Origin of the sequence: Cupriavidus sp. WGlv3 (genome assembly GCF_023952475.1) — a bacterium.
GTDB lineage: Bacteria > Pseudomonadota > Gammaproteobacteria > Burkholderiales > Burkholderiaceae > Cupriavidus > Cupriavidus phytorum.
The window spans coordinates 415896-430677 of the sequence record NZ_JALHRX010000002.1; the positions used below are offsets into that span (position 1 = coordinate 415896).

Below are 14782 nucleotides of genomic sequence, written 5' to 3' on the forward strand. Positions count from 1 at the left end.
ACGCCATGTTGAACGAGCAAAGCCTCTACGACCAGCTGCAGCGCGGCTTCCCGCTGCAGCCCCGGCCCTACCAGGCGCTGGCCGCGAAAGCCGGACTGTGCGAGCACGCGCTGCTGACCCTGCTGGCGCGCGATCTCGGCAGCGGCCGCATCAGCCGCGTCGGCGCCGTGTTCGCGCCCAACGTAATCGGCGTCAGCACACTGGGCGCCTTGTCGGTGCCGCCGGCGCAGCTGGACCGCGTGGCGGCGCGCGTCAGCGCCTGCGCGGCGGTCAGCCACAACTACGCGCGCAGCGGCCATCGGTACAACCTGTGGTTTGTCGCGGGCGCGCGCGAGCGCGTCACGCTCGATGCCACGCTGGCGTCGATCAGCGACCTCACCGGCCTGGCGCCGCTGGACCTGCCGATGGCGCGCGAGTACCACATCGACCTGGGCTTTCCGCTGGCGCGCCAGCACGGCGTCCGCTCGCGCCGGCGCGCGGGGCTGGCAGCGCCGGCGCGAGCGGTGGCGCTGGACGAAGATGACTGGCGCCTGGTCGCGGCGCTTGAAGCCGGGCTGCCGCTGACGCCGCGCCCGTTCCATGCACTGGCCCGGCAGGCGCGCCTGGGCGTGCCGCAGGTGCTCGAGCGGCTGGCGCAATGGTCGGCGCAGGGCGTGATCCGGCGCCTGGGAGTGGTGCTGCGCCACGGGCGCTTCGGCTACCGCCACAACGCCATGTGCGTGTGGGACGTGGCCGACGGCCGCGTCGACGCCATCGGCCTGCGGCTGGCGCGGCAGCCGCGTGTGACGCTGTGCTACCGCCGCGAGCGCCGGCTGCCGGACTGGCCCTACAACCTGTTCGCGATGATCCATGCCCGCAGCGCACAGGAACTGCAACCCGCGCTGGCGCAGGTCCGCGCCGCCGCCGGCCTGGAGCAGGTGCCGGGCTCGGTGCTGGTCGGCACGCATTGCTACAAGCAGCGCGGCACGCGCTATGCCATCCAGGTGCCGGCATGAACGGCGCCGCCGCGTCCTGCGACGCCATCGATCCAACCGATCGTCCCGAACCTCTCGATGCGCTCGACCGCCGCATCATCAACACCCTGCAGCGCGGCCTGCCACTGGTGCCGCGCCCATACGCCGAAGCCGCCGCGGCGCTCGGCATCACGGAGGCCGTGCTGCTGGAACGGCTGCGCGCGCTGCTCGCCGCCGGCGTGCTGACGCGCTTCGGCCCGCTGTACCAGGTCGAGCGCGCGGGCGGCCGCTTCGTGCTGTGCGCCTGCCATGCGCCGGCGGCGCGCATGGAAGCGGTCATCGCCGCCATCAACGCCCACCCCGAAGTCGCGCACCACTACGCGCGCACCCATCACCTGAACCTGTGGTTCGTGCTGGCGGTGGCGCGGCCGGAGCAGGTCGCGCCGGCGCTCGCGCGCATCGCGGCGGCGGCCGGGATCGAGGTGTTGCCGTTTCCCAAGGAACGCGAGTTCTTCGTCAATCTCTATCTGCCCGCCTGATGCCAAACGCTGCCGACGCTGCCGATCCCACTGACCTGGCGCTGATCCGCGCCACCCAGGCCGGCCTGCCGCTGGTATCGGCGCCGTACGCCGCGGTCGCGGCGGAACTTGGCCTGACCGAAGCGGAAGTCATCGCACGCCTGGCGGCGATGCAGGCGCGCGGCGTGCTGCGCCGCATCGCCGCCGTGCCCAACCACTACCGGCTCGGCTGGCGTGCCAACGGCATGACCGTGTGGGACATCGACGACGCCCGCATCGATGCGCTGGGCGCGTGCGTCGGCGCCCTGCCCTTTGTCAGCCATTGCTATCGGCGTCCGCGCCGCTTGCCGCACTGGCCCTACAACCTGTTCGCGATGGTCCACGCCCGCTCGCGCGAAGAGGCCGCGCCCCAGGTCGCCGCGATCGCGGCACTGCTGGGCGACGCCTGCCGCGCGCACGACGTGCTGTGGTCCACACGCGTGCTGAAGAAAACCGGGCTGCGGCTGCCGCCAGCCGGCGCACACGCAAGCCCTGCCCCGAGCCTCGACTGAGAAACCCGATAGGAAGCCCCACCCATGTTCCGCCTGTCCCGCTTCATGGAAGCCCTGCGCGATGACGGCCCGGTGCCGCCGCCGCGCCCGCCCGCCGGCCCGGTGGTGATCTGGAACCTGATCCGCCGCTGCAACCTGAACTGCCGGCACTGCTACGCCACCTCGGCCGACACCGACTTCAAGGGCGAACTCGATACCGCCGAAGCGCTGAACGTGCTCGGCCAGTTGTGCGCGGCGCGCGTGCCGGCGCTGATCCTGTCCGGCGGCGAGCCGCTGCTGCGGCCTGACCTGTACGAGATTGCCGGGCACGCGCGCGCGCTCGGCTTCCATCTGTCGCTGTCGTCCAACGGCACGCTGCTCGATGCCGGCCACGCGGCACGGCTGGCGGCGGCGGGCTTCGACTACGTCGGCGTCAGCCTAGACGGCCTGCCCGCCACGCACGACCGTTTCCGCCGCAGCGACGGCGCCTTCGCGCAGGCGCTGGCGGGCCTGCGCACGGCACGCGCGGCCGGGCTGCGCGTGGGCGTGCGCATGACGCTGACCGAAGCCAACGCGGCGCAGCTGCCCGAGCTGGTGGCGCTGGCCGAGCGCGAAGGCATCGACAAGTTCTACCTGTCGCACTTCAACTATGCCGGGCGCGCGCGCAGCCACCGCACCGACGACGCACGCCATGCCTGCACCCGCGCCGCGCTGGACTGGCTCTTCGACCACGTCTGGCAGCGCGCGCGCCAGGGGCATGCGGGGGACTTCGTCACCGGCAACAACGACGCCGACGGCGTGTACCTGCTGTACTGGATCGCCAGCCGTTTTCCGCACCGCGTCGCCGACATGCGCCAGCGGCTGGAGCGCTGGGGCGGCAACGCCACCGGCGTCGGCGTGGCCAATATCGACAATCTCGGCAACGTCCATCCCGACACGATGTGGTGGCACGTGACGCTGGGCAATGTGCGCCAGCGGCCGTTCGGCGAGATCTGGGCCGACCGCGCCGATCCGCTGATGGCGGGCCTGGCCAGCACGCCGCGTCCGCTGCAGGGGCGCTGCGCGGGCTGCGCGCACCGCGCCATCTGCAACGGGAACACGCGCGTGCGCGCCTTTGCGCTGACGGGCAACCCGTGGGCCGAGGACCCGGGGTGCTACCTGAGCGATGCCGAGATCGCGCACGCGCCAGGGGCGGAGGTCGCGGCATGACAGCGCTGATCCGATGGCTGGCCGTGCTGGCGCTCGCCTGCCTCGCGCCAGCCGCAGCCGCCGCCGACCCGGCCGCACTCTACGGCCAGCACTGCGCCGCCTGCCATGGCGCCGACCGCCTCGGCGCCATGGGCCCGGCGCTGCTGCCGGAAAGCCTGGAGCGCCTGCGTGCCGGCGAGCTCGACGCGGTCCTGCGCGACGGCCGCGCCGCCACGCAGATGCCCCCGTTCGCGGACACACTCGCCGCTGCCGAGCTGCAGGCGCTGGCACGCTGGCTGCGCACCGCGCCCGCCGCCGCGCCGCAGTGGGACGCCCAGGCCATCCGCGCCAGCCATATCGTCCACCACTTGCCCGGTAGCCTGCCGGCGCGGCCGGTGTTCAGCGCCGACCCGCAGAACCTGTTCGTCGTAGTCGAGGCGGGCAGCCATCACATGACCGTGCTCGACGGCGACCGGCTGGCGCCAATCCATCGCTTTGCCACGCGATTCGCGCTGCATGGCGGGCCCAAGTTCAGCCGCGACGGCCGCTATGTCTATATGGCCAGCCGCGACGGCTGGGTCAGCAAGTACGACCTGTGGAACCTGGCGTATGTGGCCGAGATTCGGGTCGGCGTGAACACGCGCAATGTGGCCGTCAGCGATGACGGGCGCTGGGTGCTGGCAGGCAACACGCTGCCGCGCACGCTGGTGCTGCTGCATGCCGACGATCTGTCGCTGGCGCGGGTGATCGACGTCGCCGGGCGCAGCGGCGAGCGCTCGCGCGTCTCCGCGGTCTACGATGCCGCGCCGCGCCACAGCTTTATCGCCGCGCTGAAGGACATCCCCGAGGTCTGGGAGATTCCGTATGCCGACGCCGCGGGCGCGCCGCTGCCGCCTTCGGCCCTCCTGGCACCGCGCGCTATCGTGCTGGACGAGGTGCTCGACGACTTCTTCTTCGACCAGCCGTACCGCCATATCCTGGGCGCCTCGCGCCAGGGTGGCGGCCAGGTGATCGACCTGCAGCAGGGCCGCAAGGTGGCGTCGCTGGCGCTGGGCGGCATGCCGCACCTGGGCAGCGGCATCACCTGGCAGCGCGATGGCCGTGAGGTGATGGCCTCGCCCGACCTCGGCCAGGGGCGCATCACTGTGATCGACATGCAGGACTGGCACACCGTCGCCACCGTGCCGACCAACGGTCCGGGCTTTTTCCTGCGCAGCCACGAGCGCACGCCCTACGCCTGGGCCGACGCCATGATGAGCCCCAGACGCGACACCCTGCAGGTCATCGACAAGCAAAGCCTGCGCGTGGTCGGCAGCGTCACCCCCAGCCCGGGGCGCACCGCCGCGCACGTCGAGTTCACGCGCGACGGGCGCTACGCGCTGGTCAGCCTGATGGAGCGCGACGGCGCCATCGTGGTGTATGACGCCGCCACCTTGCAGGAAGTCAGGCGCCTGCCGATGGACAAGCCCATCGGCAAGTACAACGTCTTCAACAAGACCACGCGCTCGGCCGGCACCAGCCACTGAGCGCGTGGCGAGATCCATTGCAGGAGTTCAACATGCAAGCACCGCTGAAGCCCGGCAAGGTCTGGCTGGTCGGCGTCGGCCCCGGCAGCCCGGACCTGGTCACGATGCGCGCCATGCGCGCGCTGGCCGCGGCCGAGGTCTGGCTGGTCGATGACCTGGTGTCGCCGGAAATGGCCGGTTATGCCAGCCCGGGCACCCATGTGGAGTGGGTCGGCAAGCGCGGCGGGCGCTGCTCGGTGAGCCAGCAGCGCATCCAGCAGCTGACCCTGCAGCATGCGCTGGCCGGCCGCGCGGTGGCGCGCGTCAAGGGCGGCGATCCGCTGCTGTTCGGGCGCGGCGGCGAAGAAGCCGCGTTCCTGCGCAGCCACGGGCTGCAGGTCGAGATCGTCAACGGCATCAGCAGCGGCATGGCCGCCGCGCAGGCGCTGGGCATTGCGCTGACGCATCGCGCGCACTGCCACGGCGTGACCTTCGTCACCGGCCATACCAGTGCCGACGGCTCGCCCGACTGGCAGGCGCTGGTGCGTGGCGGCACTACTCTCGTGATCTACATGGGCATGAGCCGCCTCGCCGCGATCCGCGACGGCCTGCTCGCCGCCGGCATGGCGGCCGGCACGCCGGCGGCGGTAGTGATGCACGCCGGCAGCGAGCACGCGCGCAGCTGGACCGGTTCGCTTGGCACGCTCGCCGAATCGCTCGCCGCGGGCATGGCGAGTCCAGCAGTGGTGCTGGTCGGCGGGGTGGTTGCGGACGCGCTGCCCGCAGTGGCGGCGCTGGCGGCGGTGGCTTCCCCTCAGCCCTGTCAGTAGGGCAACCCCACATAGTTCTCCGCCAGCACGCGGCACGCCGCTTCCGACCCCACCAGGTAATCGAGCTCGGCCCGCTGCATGCGCAACGAAAACGGATCCGCATCCGGGAAGCGATGCATCAGCGAAGTCAGCCACCATGAAAAGCGCTCGGCCTTCCAAATGCGGCGCAGGCAACGCGCCGAGTAGGCGTCCAGTTCGCGCTTGTCGTCATGGCGGTATGCATCGATCAGTCCGTCGGCCAGGGTCAGCACGTCGCTGGCGGCCAGGTTCAGCCCCTTGGCGCCGGTGGGCGGCACGATATGCGCGGCATCGCCGGCCAGGAACAGGTTGCCGAAGCGCATCGGCTCGCACACAAAGCTGCGCAGCGGCGCGATGCTTTTCTCGATGCTCGCGCCCGTCACCAGCGACTGCGCCGACTGCGGATCGAGGCGGCGGCGCAGTTCGTCCCAGAAGCGTTCATCGGACCAGTCCTGCACCCGCTCGCTCGACGGCACCTGTACGTAGTAGCGGCTACGCGTGCGCGAGCGCATGCTGCACAGCGCAAAGCCGCGTTCGTGGCTGGCGTAGATCAGTTCGTCCGCTAACGGCGGTGTGTCCGAGAGAACGCCAAGCCAGCCGAACGGATAGACGCGCTCGAACAGTTGCGTGGCGGCACCCGGCACGCTCTGACGGCTGACGCCGTGAAAGCCGTCGCAGCCGGCGATGTAGTCGCAGTGGATCTCGTGCGCGACGCCGTCCTTGCGGTAACGGACCAGCGGCCTGGCGCCATCGAAGTCGTGCAGGCTGACCTCCTGCGCGTCATAGACCGTGGTGATGCCCGCTTCCTGCCGTGCCGCCATCAGGTCGCGCGTAACCTCGGTCTGGCCGTAGACGGTCACGCTGCGGCCGACCAGCGCGTGCAGGTCGATGCGATGCCGCTGGCCATCGAACGACAGCTCGATGCCGTCGTGCACCAGCCCTTCGTCATGCAGCCGCGCCGCCACGCCCGCGCGGTCCAGCGCATCGACGGTCACGCTCTCGAGGATGCCGGCGCGGATGCGCCCGAGCACGTATTCCGGACTGCGTTGCTCGACGATGATATTGTCGATGCCCGCCCTGGCGAGCAACTGTCCGAGCAACAGGCCGGCGGGGCCGGCGCCGATGATGGCAACCTGGGTGCGCATGTCTTGTCTCCTTTTGCGTATCGATCTGGTGGCGCTAACGATAGTTGCCGAACGCCCGCCACGGAATGGACAGACCGAACCAAGGACTGGACAATCGGAACATTGCTGGTAAACACTGACGCCCCCGTGATACCTGTCCCGACCTACTCCCTGTACGGCGTGAATTCGTCCGAGCTGCTGTCCGACCAGCTGCATTTCGAGTCCATCGCCGCGCGCAGCCGCCTGCATGGGTGGGAGATCAAACCCCACCGGCATGAGCGCTTCCTGCAAATTCTGTACATCCATGCGGGTGGCGGCGAAGCCCTGCTCGAAGAGCGCCGCGAGCCGCTGCGAAGCGGCTCGCTGGTGACGATGCCGCCGCGGCATATCCACGGCTTCGTGTTTGCGCCGGACACCGACGGCATGGTCGTCACCATGACCGACAGCCACCTGCGCACGCTGCTGGCCGGTGTGCCGGATGCGCTGCCGCTGTTCGAACACCCGCGTCATGACCGCGTGCGGCGCGGCCACGTGCTGGCGGGTGCGCTGGCGCTGTTTCGGGGAGAGATGGAAGCCGTGTCCGCCTGGCGCGGGGCGTCGCTGTCGGCGCTGCTGACGCTGGTGCTGATCGGCATTGCGCGGCTGGCCAATACCGACCAGCCGGCGGCCGCGCGCAGCAGCAGCCGGCCAGCGCGGCACTTCCAGCACTTCCAGCAGCTCCTTGAATCGGACTACCGCGAGCAGAAGGAGATCGGCTACTACGCCGGCGCGATCGGCATCACCGCCACGCAGCTCAACCGCGTGTGCCGCCAGGCGTCAGGGCAGTCCGCCCTGCAGCTGATCCACGCGCGCGTGCTCGCCGAAGCGCAGCGCGACCTGCTCTTCAGCGACCTGGAAATCAAGCACATCGCGCTGTCGCTAGGGTTCTCCGATGCGGCGTACTTCTCGCGCTTCTTCGCCCGGCTGGTGGGACAGGCACCCACGGAGTTCCGGCAATCGGGGCGAGCGCGCCTGCCGGCGTTCGCGGTGCGTTGATCGATCGGTCAGGCTGGCTTGTCCATGCCGGCGAAGATTTCCTCGGCCATGTGGAAGGCCGAATTCGCCGCCGGCACACCGCAATAGATCGCGGTCTGCAACAGCACTTCCTTGATCTCGTCGCGCGTCACGCCGTTGTTGGCAGCTGCGCGCAGATGCAGCTTCAGTTCTTCCGGGCGGTTCAGCGCCACCATCATGGCGATGGTCAGCAGGCTGCGCGTATGGCGCGGCAGGCCCTCGCGCGTCCAGATCTCGCCCCAGGCATAACGCGTGATCAGGTTCTGGAATTCCTCGTTGAGCGGCGTCAGCCGCGCCAGCGAACGATCGACATGCGCGCTGCCAAGCACCTCGCGCCGCACCGAGAGGCCGGCCTCATAGCGCGCGTGGTCGTCGGTGACGGGCAGGCGCCCTTGCACGAAATCGATCAGTGCGGCAGTAAAACGGCCGGGCTGCTCGAAGCTCGAGATATGCGCGGCAGGCAATTCGATAAAACGCGCACCGGGAATTGCGTCGGCCAGCGTGCGGCCCTCCTGCGCGCTGGTCGACGGATCCTGGCTGCCGGCGACGACCAGCACCGGTACCGTGATCGACGACACCGCCTCGCGGAAATCTGCGTCTCGCACCGCCGCGCAGTTGGCCGCATAGCCACGCGGATCGAGTCCTGCCAGCACGCTGCGCAGGCCGTCCAGCGCGCGGTCCGAGGTGGCGGCAAACCCCGGCGTGAACCAACGTTCGATCGATGGCGCGACCATCACGCCCATGCCGTCGCGCAGCACGGTGTCGATGCGCGCGTTCCATGCCTCAGCGTTGCCGATCTTTGCCGCGGTATTGGCCAGCACGATGCGGCAGAACCGCTCGGGCGCATGGATGCCGAGCCACATCCCGGTCAGGCCGCCCATCGACAGGCCACAGAACACGGCCTGGCCGATGCCCAATGCGTCGAGGATGGCGATCACATCCTGACCGAGTTGTTCAACCGTGAAGGCATCGCCGGCTGCGGTCGAGCGGCCGTGGCCGCGCGTGTCGTAGCGCACCACGCGGAAACGCCCGGCCAGCGCGGCGGCCTGCGGCTCCCACATGGTGTGGTCGGTGCCGAGCGAGTTGGAGAAGACGATGGCCGGTGCCGATTCGGGGCCGTCGACGGTGTAGAAGAGCCGGGCACCGGCGTGATCGAGATAGGGCAATGCAGTCTCCTGAGAGTCTTCAGGCCAGTCCGCGTGCGACGCGTTCGGCAAGCGCGGATTGCCAGGCCTGCACGGCTGCATCCGCGAAGGCCGATGACTGGCCCGCGTAGTTGGCGGGGTTGGCAAGGCGGTCGAGCGTGGCGTCGTCGAGCAGACCCGCATGGGCAGGATCCTGCTGCAACGTGAGGGCCAGCGCATCGCGCAGGCTGGTGCCGTCGGCCACGGCGCGCCGCGAGGCGCGCTCCACCACCTGGTGCGCCTGCAGTCGCCCGATCCGGCCGCCGAGTTCCAGCATCGCGGCCTCGCCGAGAATCAGCCCGTGCGTGAGATCGAGGTTGGCACGCATGCTCGCCGCATCGACCTGCAGCCCCGCCACCACCTCGCCCATCTGGCGCAGCGCGCCCGCGGCCAGCGTGACGATCTGCGGCAGCGTGTCCCATTCCGCCTGCCAGCCGCCGAGCGCGCGCTCGTGTTCCTGCACCATGCCGGACAACATGGTGGCCACCAGCGGCGGCACCCGCACCGCTGCCGTCAGCACCGCCGCGCAACCGACCGGATTGCGCTTGTGCGGCATGGTGCTGGAACCGCCGCGGCCTGGGCCGGTGGGCTCGGCCACTTCCGCCACCTCGGTCTGCATCAGCAGCGAGAGGTCGCGTGCCATCTTGCCGAGCGTGCCGGTCAGCATGCCGAGCGTGGTGGCGACTTCGACCATGCGGTCACGATGCGCATGCCACGGCAGCACCGGTGCGGCCAGGTCCAGTTCACAGGCCAGTGCGGCGACTACGCCGGGCGCGGCGTCGCCGAGGCTGGCGAGCGTGCCCGCGGCGCCGCCGAACTGCAGCGCGCGGGCCTGCGCGCGCGCTGCGTCAAGACGAACCAGGTCGCGGCGCAGCGCGTCGAGCCAGCCGGCGACCTTGCAGCCAAAGCTGGTCGGCAGTGCATGCTGCAGCCAGGTGCGCGCCACCATCGGCGTCGCGCGATGCGCGCTGGCCAGCGTGGCACAGTGTTCGCCCAGGCGTACCAGGTCAGTATCGAGCCAGCGCAGCGCCTCCACGAGCTGGAGCACCAGCGCGGTGTCGATGATGTCCTGGCTGGTGGCGCCCCAGTGCACGAAGCGCGCCGCATCGGCATCGCGCGCCGCCACCGCGGCGGTCAGCTGCCTGACGAAGGGAATGGCGAGATTGCCGGCAGCGACCGCGGCCTGCGCCAGCGCGTCGCGGTCGATGGCGTCGAGGTCGCGGCAGACCTCGGTGATGACTGTCGCGGCAGCGGCCGGGATCACGCCGCATTGCGCTTCGGCGCGCGCGAGCGCGGCCTCGACCGCAAGCATGCGTTGCACGGTGCCGGCGTCGGAAAAGATGTCCAGCATTGCGGGACTGCCGAACATGGGGTCGGTGAGACGCGTGACGGTTGGCATGGGGGCGATCGATAGGGGTCGTGGCGATGACGACCAACGGATTATGCGTCTGTCGCCAGCGGCGCGGGTCAGATATCGAAGAACACCGTCTCCCCTGGACCTTGCAGCACGATATCCCAGCGCAGCATGCCGTTGCCGCCATCGTTGCCGGAATGCTTGCCAACGAGCGTGCCGCGCCGCCCGGCCGGCACCAGCGCCAGCACCGGATCGGCTGCATTGGCCGCGGCCTCGTCCGGGAAGTACATGCGCGTGGCGACATGCCTGACCAGTCCGCGCATGAACACCGACACCATGATGTGCGGCGCCTGCGGGCGGCAGTCAGCACCCGGCACGGCGCCCGGCTTGACGGTGACGAAGCGGAACGAGCCGTCGGCCTCGGTCGGCACGCGGCCGAAGCCGGTAAAGCCGGGCACCAGCGGCAGTTCGCGCGTGTCTTCGGCGTGGCGGTAGCGGCCGGCGGGATTGGCCTGCCAGATCTCGACCATGCCGTCCGGCACGGGTTCGCCATTGCCGTCGGTAACGCGGCCTTCGATCACGATGCGCTGGCCGGCCAGTGCCGGCGCGCTGGCGGTCAGGTCGGCGCAGTCAAGCCCGCTCAGGCCGATATGGAGGTAGGGGCCGACGGTCTGGGATGCGGTGGCATAAAGCATGGTCTTACTCCATCGGCGTGGCATCGCGGCCACGCAGCACGATATCGAAACGGTAGCCGAGCGCGTATTCGGGCCGGGTGGTCTCCCAGTCGAGGCTGGCGATGAGCCGGTCGCGCGCCTTCTGGTCCGGCACGCAGTTGAAGATCGGGTCGAACGGCAGCAGCGGATCGCCGGGGAAGTACATCTGCGTGACGAGGCGCGTGGCATAGGCGTTGCCGAACAGCGAGAAGTGGATATGCTGCGGCCGCCAGGCGTTGTGGTGGTTGCGCCAGGGATAGGCGCCGGGCTTGATGGTCTTGAACCGGTAATGCCCGTTGGCGTCGGTGACGGTGCGGCCCGCGCCGGAGAAGTGCGGGTCGAGCGGCGCGTCATGCTGATCGCGCTTGTGCACGTAGCGGCCGGCGGCGTTGGCCTGCCACACCTCGATCAGCGCGTTCGGCACTGGCCGGCCATTTTCGTCCAGCACGCGGCCGGTCACGAGGATGCGCTCGCCGATGGGCTCGCCGCCGTGGCCGATGGTGAGATCGTTGTCCCCCTCACGGACGAACTCGGCGCCGAAGGCGGGACCGGTCACTTCGGACAACGACTGCGGCAGCGCAATCAGCGGCTGGCCGGGCGCGCGCTTCTCCGTGGAAGCATAGGGATCGAAGCGGTATTCGGGCTGCGTGTCCCAGTAGGGACGGCGATATTGGGCAAGGCGGGTCATGGCGCAGTCTCCTTGTCGTTGGAATGGCACGACTTTAGGCAACACATAAAGTCATGTAAATTAAGTTTTATGAGAATTACGATAACTTTCAGACATGAAACCCACCGCCCGGCCCCCGCTCGAAATCTTCCGCAACCGCGTGCGGCTGCGACACCTCTACTGCTTCGTGGCGGTGTCGCAGACCCAGCACCTGGGCCGCGCCGCCGACCGTCTGGGGCTGACGCAGCCAGCCGTGTCCAAGACCCTGAGCGAGCTGGAGGAGCTGACCGGCACACGCCTGCTGGTGCGGCAGCGCGCGGGCACGGAACTGACCACGGCCGGCACGCGCTTCCTGCGCCACGCGCTGCGCATTCTTGCGGATATCGACGCGGCGGCCGACAGCATGGCCGGCGAGCAGGCGCAGCCCCGGGAGCGCATCCGGCTGGGCGCACTGCCCAGCATTGTGCCGGCGGTGCTGACCGATGCCTTGCTGCGCTTTCGTGCCGCGCACCCGGAGGTCGGGCTGGCCGTGCAGACCGGCATGAACCGCGGCCTGATCGACCAGCTCAAGGCCGACGTGCTGGATCTGGTCATTGGCCGGATGGATGACCCGGTGGCCATGGAAAGCCTGTGGTTCGAATCGCTGGGCCCGGACTCGCTGGCGCTAGCGGTGCGTCCCGCACACCCTCTTGCCGCCGTATCGCGGCCGACCTTGCTTGACGTGCTGGCATGGCCGCTGGTGATCCCCGCCGCGGGCTCGATCCCCCGCCACAACACCGAAAGCCTGCTCGCCCGCCATGGCCTGCCGCTGCCGGGCGGATGCGTGGAAACGTCGGATGCCTACCTCGGACGGCTGCTGGCCCGCCACAGCGATTGCGTGTGGGCGGCGCCGCTGTCCGCCGTGCAGCGCGCGGTGGCCGAGGACGAGCTGGTCCTGCTGCCACTCGACACGCAGGGCACCGAGGAACCGATCGGGCTGCTGCGGCACGGCGACCGCACGCTCAGCCCGATGGCCGAAGCGCTGGCCGACTGCATCCGCGCCGCGGCCAGGCCGCTTGCCGCTCAGTGAAGGCTCAATGAGGGGTCAGTAAGGCCTCAGTGAACGGCCACGCCTGCGCTGCCGGCAGCGTCGGCACCCGGCGCACGGCCGCCGCCGAGATGCTTGACCACGAGCGCACCGGCGGCCAGGAATGCCGGCACGGCGAGCAACGTAAAGATGGTGTCGAAGCCGAGCTGCAGGCGCAGCAGTTCGGCACCCAGCAACGCCCCGGTGATGCCGCCGAAGCGGCCGATGCCAAGCATCCACGCCACCCCGGTGGCCCGGCCCTGCGTCGGGTAGAACGCCGCCGCCAGCGAAGGCATCGACGACTGCGCGCCGTTCATCGCGGTGCCGGCGAGGAAGATCAGCACGCCAAGCAGCACCTGGCTGCCGGTGCCCTGGCCCACCGCGTAGATCAGCACCCCAGTAGCGGCGTAGGTGATGGCGATCACCTTGTTCGGATTGAAGCGGTCCATGAACCAGCCGGCCGCGATGGTGCCGATGCCGCCGCCAAGCGGGAACAGCGCCGTCAGGAATGACGCGTGCTGGATCGAGAAGCCGGCGTCCTTCATCAGCGTGGGCATCCAGCTCGTCAGCAGGTAGAAGATGACCAGGCCCATGAAGTAGGTGCACCACAACATCGCCGAACCGAGGCGATAGCCGGGCGCCAGCACGGTGCCGACGCCGGAGCGGCCCGCGGGCGCCGGTTCGCCGATGATGAAGGTATTGGCTGCGCCCACGTCCGCGCCGGTCACGCGCCGCAGCAACCGGCGGATCTGCTCGGCCGGATAGTTGCGCACCACCATGTAGCGCACCGACTCGGGCAGCAGCACCACCAGCAGCAGCGCGAGCGCAAGCGGCACGATGCCGCCGAGCAGCAGCACGCTGTGCCAGCCGAAGTGCGGGATCATCGCGGCGGCGACAAAGCCGCCGGCGGCGGAGCCGAGCGGAAAGCCGCAGAACATGGTGTTGACCAGCACCGCGCGGCGGCGTTGCGGCGCGAACTCGGCGGTAAGGGTCACGGCGTTGGGCATGGCAGCGCCCAGACCCAGGCCGGTCAGGAAGCGCAGCACCGTCAGCCAGCCCAGCGTGGGCGCGAAGGCCGTGGCCAGGCTGCAGGCGCCAAAGAAGAACACCGACAACACCAGCACCTTCTTGCGGCCGATGCGGTCGGCCAGCGGGCCGGCAAAGATCGCGCCGAAGGCGAGGCCGAACAGCGCCGCGCTCATGACGGGCCCGAGGGCCGATTTCTCGATCCCCCACTCCTGCACCAGCGCCGGTGCGATATAGCCGATGGCGGCGGTATCGAAGCCGTCGACGGCTACCACCAGGAAGCAAAGCACAAGAATGAGCCACTGGTAGCCAGTGAATCGCTGTCCGTCGATCAGGGCCTGGACGTCCGCGACGCCAGCTTTGGTGTGGAGGGATTGAGGCACTGTTGTCTCCGTCTGCCGTGGAAATCGCGCGGTCCACCTGCAAGCAGGCACGACTGGCGCTACGCCATTGTTCTAATAGCGAACTAACGTTCTCTAATTGAACGCATCTTAGGCAACGGGCATCGGGGCCAAGAATTGGCGTTAACCCGGCAAAAGGCGCCGGGGCTTCGGCGCCGCGATTCACCAGCAGTTCGGTGTTCCCCGGCTCTCGATCTGCTACAAGACCTGTTCGCAGATATTTTCTTCCACGGATTTATGTAGCCGTGAAATTTTCCACCTGACACGTGGATTTGAATAAGGAAATTTCATATCAAAAGCGCCAGCCTTCAATTTACATTCCAGGCATCTGTAAAATCCGGCGAGTCTGGCCAGCTGGCGCGGGCGGCAGGCTGGAATCAACGCGTCAACCCAGCGGTCAAATGCTCAAGTTGGCCTCACGCTCTCCCATCCCAATGCAACGCCTGCTCCTCATCCTGGGCGCCACGCTGCTTGCCGCCGGTGCCGCCTGGCCCTGGCTGTCGAAGTTGCCGTTCGACCGCCTTGGCCGCCTGCCCGGCGACATCCATATCGTCCGCGACGGCTTCAGCTTCTACCTGCCGATCACGACCTGCATCCTGGTGTCGGTGGTGGTGTCCGTGGTGATCTGGTTGCTGCGGCGCTGACCCCGCGC

Annotated in this window: 15 protein-coding genes; 9 read left to right on the top strand and 6 right to left on the bottom strand. The window is 69.4% G+C overall.

Annotation, left to right across the window (positions count from 1 at the left end; all coding sequences use genetic code 11):
• Positions 1 to 5: 5 nt before the first annotated feature.
• From ahbB (MKD38_RS05295) to cobA, 6 genes are read left to right on the top strand one after another with little or no spacing between them, the layout of a single operon-like run.
• Positions 6 to 995 (top strand): siroheme decarboxylase subunit beta, encoded by a 990-nt coding sequence (gene ahbB, locus MKD38_RS05295; protein ID WP_252675009.1) that lies wholly within the window; start codon positions 6 to 8, stop codon positions 993 to 995.
• Positions 992 to 1492 (top strand): Lrp/AsnC family transcriptional regulator, encoded by a 501-nt coding sequence (locus MKD38_RS05300; protein WP_252675011.1) that lies wholly within the window; start codon positions 992 to 994, stop codon positions 1490 to 1492. The genes ahbB (MKD38_RS05295) and MKD38_RS05300 overlap by 4 nt, the downstream gene beginning before the upstream one ends.
• On the top strand, positions 1492 to 2022 hold the full coding sequence (gene ahbB, locus MKD38_RS05305) for a siroheme decarboxylase subunit beta (RefSeq protein WP_252675012.1): 531 nt from the start codon (positions 1492 to 1494) through the stop codon (positions 2020 to 2022). The genes MKD38_RS05300 and ahbB (MKD38_RS05305) overlap by 1 nt, the downstream gene beginning before the upstream one ends.
• Positions 2023 to 2046: 24 nt before the next feature.
• Entirely contained in the window at positions 2047 to 3210 is a 1164-nt protein-coding gene (gene nirJ, locus MKD38_RS05310) for a heme d1 biosynthesis radical SAM protein NirJ (protein WP_252675014.1), read from the top strand.
• Positions 3207 to 4715 carry a nitrite reductase gene (locus MKD38_RS05315; protein WP_252675016.1) on the top strand — a complete coding sequence of 503 codons (1509 nt, stop codon included), beginning with the start codon at positions 3207 to 3209 and terminating at the stop codon, positions 4713 to 4715. The genes nirJ and MKD38_RS05315 overlap by 4 nt, the downstream gene beginning before the upstream one ends.
• Positions 4716 to 4747: 32 nt before the next feature.
• On the top strand, positions 4748 to 5524 hold the full coding sequence (cobA, locus tag MKD38_RS05320) for a uroporphyrinogen-III C-methyltransferase (RefSeq protein WP_252675017.1): 777 nt from the start codon (positions 4748 to 4750) through the stop codon (positions 5522 to 5524).
• Here the strand turns inward: cobA and pobA are convergent.
• Entirely contained in the window at positions 5518 to 6687 is a 1170-nt protein-coding gene (gene pobA, locus MKD38_RS05325) for a 4-hydroxybenzoate 3-monooxygenase (protein ID WP_252675018.1), read from the bottom strand. The genes cobA and pobA overlap by 7 nt on opposite strands.
• A gap of 126 nt (positions 6688 to 6813) precedes the next feature.
• Between pobA and MKD38_RS05330 the strand changes: the two genes are divergently transcribed.
• Positions 6814 to 7701, top strand: coding sequence for a helix-turn-helix domain-containing protein (locus MKD38_RS05330; protein WP_252675331.1), 888 nt, complete (start codon positions 6814 to 6816; stop codon positions 7699 to 7701).
• Between the two features lie 8 nt (positions 7702 to 7709).
• Here MKD38_RS05330 and pcaDC read toward each other — a convergent pair whose 3' ends face one another.
• The 4 genes from pcaDC to pcaH all read right to left on the bottom strand — a co-directional run bounded on the left by pcaDC (position 7710) and on the right by pcaH (position 11658).
• Positions 7710 to 8885: a bifunctional 3-oxoadipate enol-lactonase/4-carboxymuconolactone decarboxylase PcaDC gene (gene pcaDC, locus MKD38_RS05335; protein ID WP_252675020.1), complete on the bottom strand. Its 1176-nt coding sequence runs from the start codon at positions 8883 to 8885 to the stop codon at positions 7710 to 7712.
• 19 nt (positions 8886 to 8904) lie between these two features.
• Positions 8905 to 10302: a 3-carboxy-cis,cis-muconate cycloisomerase gene (locus tag MKD38_RS05340; protein WP_256504682.1), complete on the bottom strand. Its 1398-nt coding sequence runs from the start codon at positions 10300 to 10302 to the stop codon at positions 8905 to 8907.
• Between the two features lie 68 nt (positions 10303 to 10370).
• Entirely contained in the window at positions 10371 to 10952 is a 582-nt protein-coding gene (gene pcaG / locus MKD38_RS05345) for a protocatechuate 3,4-dioxygenase subunit alpha (RefSeq protein ID WP_252675021.1), read from the bottom strand.
• Between the two features lie 4 nt (positions 10953 to 10956).
• Positions 10957 to 11658, bottom strand: a complete 702-nt coding sequence (pcaH, locus tag MKD38_RS05350; RefSeq protein ID WP_252675022.1) for a protocatechuate 3,4-dioxygenase subunit beta — start codon at positions 11656 to 11658, stop codon at positions 10957 to 10959.
• Positions 11659 to 11752: 94 nt separating this feature from the next.
• On the opposite strand from pcaH, the gene MKD38_RS05355 reads away from it, so the two are divergent.
• Entirely contained in the window at positions 11753 to 12706 is a 954-nt protein-coding gene (locus tag MKD38_RS05355; RefSeq protein ID WP_252675023.1) for a LysR substrate-binding domain-containing protein, read from the top strand.
• A 26-nt stretch (positions 12707 to 12732) separates the two neighbouring features.
• Here MKD38_RS05355 and MKD38_RS05360 read toward each other — a convergent pair whose 3' ends face one another.
• Positions 12733 to 14112 carry an MFS transporter gene (locus MKD38_RS05360; protein ID WP_252675028.1) on the bottom strand — a complete coding sequence of 460 codons (1380 nt, stop codon included), beginning with the start codon at positions 14110 to 14112 and terminating at the stop codon, positions 12733 to 12735.
• 452 nt (positions 14113 to 14564) lie between these two features.
• Here MKD38_RS05360 and MKD38_RS05365 point away from each other — a divergent pair, with 452 nt between their 5' ends.
• Positions 14565 to 14774, top strand: coding sequence for a DUF2905 domain-containing protein (locus tag MKD38_RS05365; RefSeq protein ID WP_252675030.1), 210 nt, complete (start codon positions 14565 to 14567; stop codon positions 14772 to 14774).
• Positions 14775 to 14782 lie beyond the last annotated feature (8 nt).